Source organism: Pseudopedobacter sp. (assembly GCF_040392825.1).
Lineage (GTDB): Bacteria > Bacteroidota > Bacteroidia > Sphingobacteriales > Sphingobacteriaceae > Pseudopedobacter.
Genome location: NZ_JBEBVH010000220.1, coordinates 1 through 6,766, shown reverse-complemented (window position 1 = coordinate 6,766; position 6,766 = coordinate 1). Strand labels below are relative to the sequence as shown.

Annotated in this window: 4 protein-coding genes and 1 riboswitch; of the genes, 3 read left to right on the top strand and 1 reads right to left on the bottom strand. The window is 37.0% G+C overall.

Going from position 1 to position 6,766, the window contains the following annotated elements; translation table 11 throughout:
- The first annotated feature begins 217 nt into the window (after positions 1 to 217).
- The 3 genes from gatB (at position 218) to ABWO41_RS13865 (ending at position 3,636) form a co-directional block, all read left to right on the top strand.
- On the top strand, positions 218 to 1,702 hold the full coding sequence (gatB, locus tag ABWO41_RS13875; RefSeq protein ID WP_353139162.1) for an Asp-tRNA(Asn)/Glu-tRNA(Gln) amidotransferase subunit GatB: 1,485 nt from the start codon (positions 218 to 220) through the stop codon (positions 1,700 to 1,702).
- A complete protein-coding gene (locus ABWO41_RS13870) occupies positions 1,702 to 2,829 on the top strand; it encodes a redoxin domain-containing protein (protein WP_353139159.1) in 1,128 nt (375 codons plus the stop codon). The genes gatB and ABWO41_RS13870 overlap by 1 nt, the downstream gene beginning before the upstream one ends.
- A gap of 111 nt (positions 2,830 to 2,940) precedes the next feature.
- Positions 2,941 to 3,636: a response regulator transcription factor gene (locus ABWO41_RS13865; RefSeq protein ID WP_353139156.1), complete on the top strand. Its 696-nt coding sequence runs from the start codon at positions 2,941 to 2,943 to the stop codon at positions 3,634 to 3,636.
- A gap of 119 nt (positions 3,637 to 3,755) precedes the next feature.
- Here ABWO41_RS13865 and metE read toward each other — a convergent pair whose 3' ends face one another.
- Positions 3,756 to 6,062, bottom strand: coding sequence for a 5-methyltetrahydropteroyltriglutamate--homocysteine S-methyltransferase (metE, locus tag ABWO41_RS13860; RefSeq protein WP_353139153.1), 2,307 nt, complete (start codon positions 6,060 to 6,062; stop codon positions 3,756 to 3,758).
- A 150-nt stretch (positions 6,063 to 6,212) separates the two neighbouring features.
- A riboswitch (cobalamin riboswitch) is annotated at positions 6,213 to 6,402 on the bottom strand.
- Positions 6,403 to 6,766: the final 364 nt, after the last annotated feature.

The window sequence follows — 6,766 nt, the reverse complement described above, 5'->3', positions numbered from 1 at the left end:
GTTTAGTAGTGTTTATAATCTCGGTTGGGTTTTGTATTTTTGTTTGTGTTTTTGTTAATTAATTGTGTTTTTTGTTGATAAAATTATAATTATTTGTGTTTATTTTTGTGTATATTTTATGTATTTGGTAAAAGTTTTGATAAATTATCAAAATAAAAAATACTGATTTATCTTTGTGTTGTTACCCAATAAACGGGATAACATAAATTATATTGTCATGAAAAACGGGTCTATACATATTTCAAAAGACATATTTGAAAAATATGAAGCTGTTATAGGGTTGGAAGTACACGTGCAACTGTCTACAGTAACAAAGGCATTTTCTTCAGATTCAGCAAGATATGGAAGCAGACCCAATAATAATATTAGCCCGGTATCTTTAGCATTACCAGGAGCATTACCTGTAACTAACAAAGAAATTATTAGAAGTGCGGTTAAATTGGGATTGGCTCTTGGCTGCAATATTATTAAAGAGAATTATTTCGACAGAAAAAACTATTTCTATGCGGATCTGCCAAAAGGATATCAGATTACGCAAGACAATCAACCTGTTTGTCTGGGTGGCAGACTGAAGATAACCTTGTCCGACGGTAAGGAAAAAGATGTTATTCTGAACAGAATCCATATGGAAGAAGATGCTGGTAAAAGTATTCACGATTTAGACGATGTGTATTCGTTAATAGACTTGAACAGGGCAGGAATACCTTTATTAGAAGTAGTATCTGAACCTGTTTTACAGTCGGGCGAAGAAGCTGCAGTTTATTTCTCCGAATTACGTAAACTGGTACGCTATCTGGGGATTTGTGACGGTAACCTGGAAGAGGGCTCTATGAGATGCGATGCAAATATCTCAGTGCGATTGAAAGGTGAGCAACAGTTGGGAAAGAGATGCGAGGTTAAGAACTTAAATTCGGTAAAAAACCTTCAAAAAGCAATTGATTACGAAATATTAAGGCAGATTTCTGTGATAGAAGCTGGCGGCGTAATAGAACAAAACACCTTAAACTTTGATGCGGCAACCGGATTAACCAGTCCGCTTCGAACAAAGGAAATGGCTAATGATTACCGTTATTTTCCAGAACCGGATTTATTGCCTTTGGTAATTACCGAAGATTATATCAGTGCAGTAAAAAAATCTATGCCGGCACTGCCAAACGAGTTGTTCGAACTGTTTACTACAGAATTTCAGCTTCCCGAGTACGATGCAAAGGTGCTTACTTCTGAACGCGAAACGGCGGAATATTTTTTGTCTACAGTAAAATATACTAAAAATTACAAAGCTGCTTCTAACTGGATAATGGGAACAATCAGATCCTATCTGAATGATAAGGGTATTAATTTCGATGAATTTACGGTGGATTCTGAGCAGATAGCAGCAATCATAAACTTAATAGACGAGGGGAGTTTAAATAATTCGCAAGCAAAAGAAACTTTGTTTGTATATCTGACAAAGTACCCGCAAAAGTCTGTATGCGAGTTGATTTTGGAGTTAAACCTGTCAATTGACAAAGATAATACACAATTAGAAGAATATGTTGATTCTGTTTTAAGTATATTTGCTGATAAGGTCAAACAATACCATAATGGTAAGAAAGGCGTTTTAGGTTTATTTATGGGAGAAATCATGAAGGTTTCTAAAGGTAAGATAGATCCAAAACAAGCCAATAAGATCTTATTGGAGAAAATAGACAGATTAAAATAATGAAGAAACGTATCTTAGGAGTATTATGTGTATTGGGTTTAGCGGCCGTAGTATCATGTAAAAACAGCGAGGAATTTGTAATTAAAGGCCAGATTGAAAATGTAGTTCAGGCGAGCAATAAAGTATTTCTGCTATATGCAGATAGCCTTGGACAAATGGTTACAATAGATTCAACCTTGCTTAACGAAGATAGAAAGTTCGTGCTAAAGGGTAAATCCCCCGATCCTGAATTTTATCAGCTCTATATTGGCGACCGCTCTTATATGCTTATCGCAGAGAATGGAGATGAAATAAACTTCAAAGCGGATATGGCAGACCACAGCGGATCTTACGAGATTGAAGGCTCCAGAGAGGCAGAGAAGATTACAGAGTTTAACAAAATTACTTCCGATTTTACTAAGAAAACTGGTGAACTTGCCGAAAAATATTCTAAGTTAATCGTAGATAAAGCAGATAAGAAAGACTCCATTATTGCAGATTATCATTCAAAAGCAGCGGTAATTACCAAACCGTTTCTTGAGCAGGCTTATAATTTCATAGATAAGAATAAATCTTCTTTAACTGCCTTCTTCGCTGCAAATGTAATTATGGGAACAGACCCCGTATCTTATGAAGACAAGATTATTGCCTATAGTAAAGAAGCTGCAGAAAACTTCCCGGAAAACAAAATGATTCAGGCTTTTGCAAAGCAGATGGCTGGTATGGAAAATTTAGCCGTGGGTAAAGTAGCGCCAGATTTTACAGCAAATACTCCCGATGGAAAAGCCATGAAGCTCTCGGATTTAAGAGGCAAATATGTGCTTTTAGATTTTTGGGCCAGTTGGTGTGGGCCATGTCGTCAGGAAAACCCGCATATTGTAAAAACTTACGAAAAATATAAAGGAAAAAATTTCACCGTACTTGGTTTCTCTTTGGACAACGACGCCAGTAAATGGAAAGAGGCTATTCAGGCAGATAAATTGAACTGGTCTCACGTTTCGGAATTAAAACAATGGGACGCAGAAACGGCAAGGCTTTATAATATTAATGCTATCCCTGCTTCTTTCTTGTTAGACCCTCAGGGTAAAATAATCGCGAAAAATCTAAGAGGCGATGATTTACAGAAATTTTTAGAAAAAACGCTTTAAGTAAAATAGATGTTAATGTTAAGGAATTGAAATATTTCATAATTTCTTAACATTGCATTAACTTACAGTAGAGGTTAAGCTTATATATTCGCTACAGATAAAATACCAGATATGAGTGCTAACAAGCAAAAGATTTTAATTGTAGATGATGAACCAGATATTCTTGAGCTGATAGAATACAATTTAAAAAAAGAAGGTTACCAGGTTTTTACTGCCACTAATGGGCAGGATGCCATTACCGAAGCCAGAAAGACCAATCCGGATTTGATTATCTTAGATGTGATGATGCCTAAGATGGATGGTATTGAAGCATGCAGAATTATGAGAGGCATGCCGGAGTTTAAAAGTACCTTTATGGTGTTTTTAACCGCCAGAATAGAAGAATATTCCGAAATTGCAGGTTTTAATGTAGGTGCAGATGATTACATTCCTAAGCCCATAAAACCAAGAGCCCTGGTAAGCCGTATTAACGCTATTCTGAGAAGAAACTTGCAGAATGAAGAAGAAAGCTTTACCAATAAAATAGAGATAGCAGATTTAGTAATAGACAGAGATGCTTTTTTAGTGTTCAAGAACGGCGAAAAAATAGTATTGGCAAAAAAGGAGTTTGAATTGCTTTATCTTCTGGCTTCTAAACCAGGAAAAGTCTATACAAGGGAAGTTATACTTAGAAACATTTGGGAAGACTCTGTAGTAGTTACCAATAGAACTATAGACGTTCATATAAGAAAACTGAGAGAAAAATTGAAAGACAACTATGTAACTACTGTTAAAGGAGTAGGCTACAAGTTTGAAGCTAATAGCTGATATGATTTTAAAACCCACCGTAAATGGTGGGTTTTCTGTTAAATGTAAATCAGACTTTACGAATATTTTAGAAAACCAATATTACAATACCGAAGGATTGTAATATTGGTTTTATTAACTTAAACAAGGTCAGATTCTTGTACTTTCATCCTAAGCTTTTCACCGGCTTTAACCATATTTATTAATGCCTGTTTTGTCTCGGGCCATTTTCTGGTTTTTAAACCACAGTCCGGATTAATCCAGATATTTCTTGCAGGCAATAAGACAACTGCTTTTTCTAAAAGGGTTACCATTTCGTCTATTGTGGGTATTCTGGGTGAGTGAATATCATAAACACCGGGTCCAATTTCATTAGGATATTTAAAGTCTGAGAAAGCAGATAATAACTCCATGTCAGACCTGGATGTTTCTATCGTGATCACATCGGCATCCATTGCAGCGATATGTTTAATGATGTCGTTAAATTCGCTGTAGCACATATGTGTGTGGATCTGCGTTTCATCTCTTACTCCGCTTGCCGAAATTCTAAAGGCTTTGATAGCCCAGTCTAAATAAGCATTCCAATTTTTCTTGCGCAAAGGCAGTCCTTCGCGAATTGCAGGCTCGTCTATCTGGATAATCTTAATTCCAGCCTCTTCCAGCGCAGTTACTTCGTCTCTAATAGCCAGAGCAATCTGATTTGTTGTTTCACTTCTGGGCTGATCGTCTCTAACGAAAGACCATTGCAGAATAGTAACAGGACCAGTTAGCATACCTTTCATTAGTTTTTTTGTTTGTTGCTGGGCAAATGCAGTCCACTTAACGGTCATGTCTTCAGGCCGGCTGATATCACCGTAAATAACAGGTGGCTTTACACAACGGCTGCCATAGCTTTGTACCCATCCGTTTTTGCTAAATAAAAAGCCCTCTAAGCGTTCTCCAAAATATTCAACCATGTCATTGCGTTCAAATTCGCCATGAACGAGAACATCAATTCCTGTTTCTTCCTGCCATTTGATAGCTTCGATTGTTTCTTTGGCAATCTCTTCGTCGTATTGTTCTTGTGTAATACTGCCTTTCTTAAAACCGGCCCGTAATTTTCTGATTTCATCTGTTTGCGGAAACGAACCAATTGTTGTTGTGGGGAATAAAGGCAAATTAAAGGCTTCCTGCTGCATTTTTTGTCTCCTTGCAAAGCTACTCTTCCTTTGCGCATCATTTTCAGTAATGGCAGCTGTACGTTGCTTGATTGCTGGTTTATGTATTTTAGAAGAATTTCTTCTGCTGTTTGTAGCTTCCTTATTTTTTGCCAATAAATCTGTATTTCCTTCCGTAATTTCTGCCAGCTCTGCAATTTCTACTAATTTCTCCTGTGCATAAGCCATCCAGTTTCTGATTTCCGGATCTATTTCTGTTTCCAGGCTTAAGTCTATAGGAACATGCAGCAGGGAAGAGGAAGGTGCTATGAATATTCTGTCTTTTCCTATTCTTTCGGTAGCTCTATTAATTAAGTCCAAAGACTTTTGGTAATCATTTTTCCAGATGTTCCTTCCATCTATAACACCTAACGAAAGCGATTGATTGTCTTTAAGCACATCCAAGACAGCATCTAATTGCTGAGGGGCTCTAACCAGATCGATATGAAGTGCATCGACAGGAAGAGACGCTGCTAATGAAGTATTTTCTTCTAAGCCATCAAAATAGGTAGTCAATAAGAATTTCAGGCCTTTTGTTTTTCTTCTTAAGAAGTTGTAGGCCTCTGTATAAGCCAGCTGTTCTTTCTCCGTTAAATCTAAAGCCAGAAATGGTTCGTCAAACTGAATCCATTCTGCACCATGGGCAGACAGTTGGTTTAGAATATCTGCATAAACCGGCAGAATATCAGACAGATAATCTAATCTGTTAAAAACTTCTTCTTTCTCTTTACCTAAAAGGAGATAGGTTACAGGTCCGATAATTACCGTTTTGGGAGTTTTGTTAAGAACACGGTGAGCTTCTGTAAAATCGTTTACTATTTTGTTAGAGAATATTCTGAATTTTTGGTTTTTATAAAACTCAGGGACAATGTAATGGTAATTGGTATCAAACCATTTTGTCATTTCCATGGCTTTGATATCTAAACCGTCTTTCTGGTAACCTCTTGCCATGGCGAAATACAAATCCAGTTCTGTATTTTCACGGTTTTCCACTACTACAGGATTGTATCTGGAAGGGATATTTCCTAAAGTTAGCGTCATATCCAGCACCTGATCATAAAAGCTAAAGTCGTTACATGGAATAAGATCTATTCCTGCTTTTTTCTGTTCCAGCCAGTTTTGTTCTTTGATTTTGTTGGCAGCCTGAAATAGTTCCAGCCTGTTTATTTTTCCTGACCAGTACTGTTCATTAGCTTTTTTCAATTCTCTGTTGACACCAATACGCGGGTATCCAAGATTGTTCTTTTGCATAATTTTTTAACTTGTTAAACATTGGATTAATGTTCTGTTAGTTATTAAATATGCTCTGTTGGGAAAAGGTATAAAAAGGGTACAGCAAGGACATTAATCAATCCCTGATTTATAAAAATACCCTGATTATTACTTCAGACCGCGAAAGCATAAATCTTATCATAAGTAGCAAGTCTCCTGGCTGGTAACATTGCAACCGTCCTTCTCATCCCTTTTGGGACAATGGACAAACTTGGGTTGCAACTGGGAAGTTACTTACAGTTGCGCGACAGCTCGTGATTTTCACACGATTCCTTTTTAAGGGCAATCTTCATTGCCCACTATTTATGAGGATTAATAATACCTACAAGAACGATTCTGTAAAGATAGGTAATAAAAAAGAAAATAGTGTTTCAAAAGTCAAAAAGCAGGTTTATTGTGGTTATTTTGAGTATAAGGGTGTTTGTACTGTTTTACTATAAAACACATCACCCTGAGCGAAGTCTAAGAGTCTTCGTATTAATGGCTACTACCGTCAGTAATATTTCCATTCATTTTTTGTAAAACCGTTTCTATGCATCATTCCCGCCCTTTTAGGGAGAGAATGCCCGAAGGGCAGAGAGGGTGCTGATGATTAATCTTTCATCTTAGGCTCAAGGCTTTCCGTCCTCAGTAGCCGGACTGGCCTAGATACTTTTTCCTTCAGCTGAAAAAGTAACCAAACC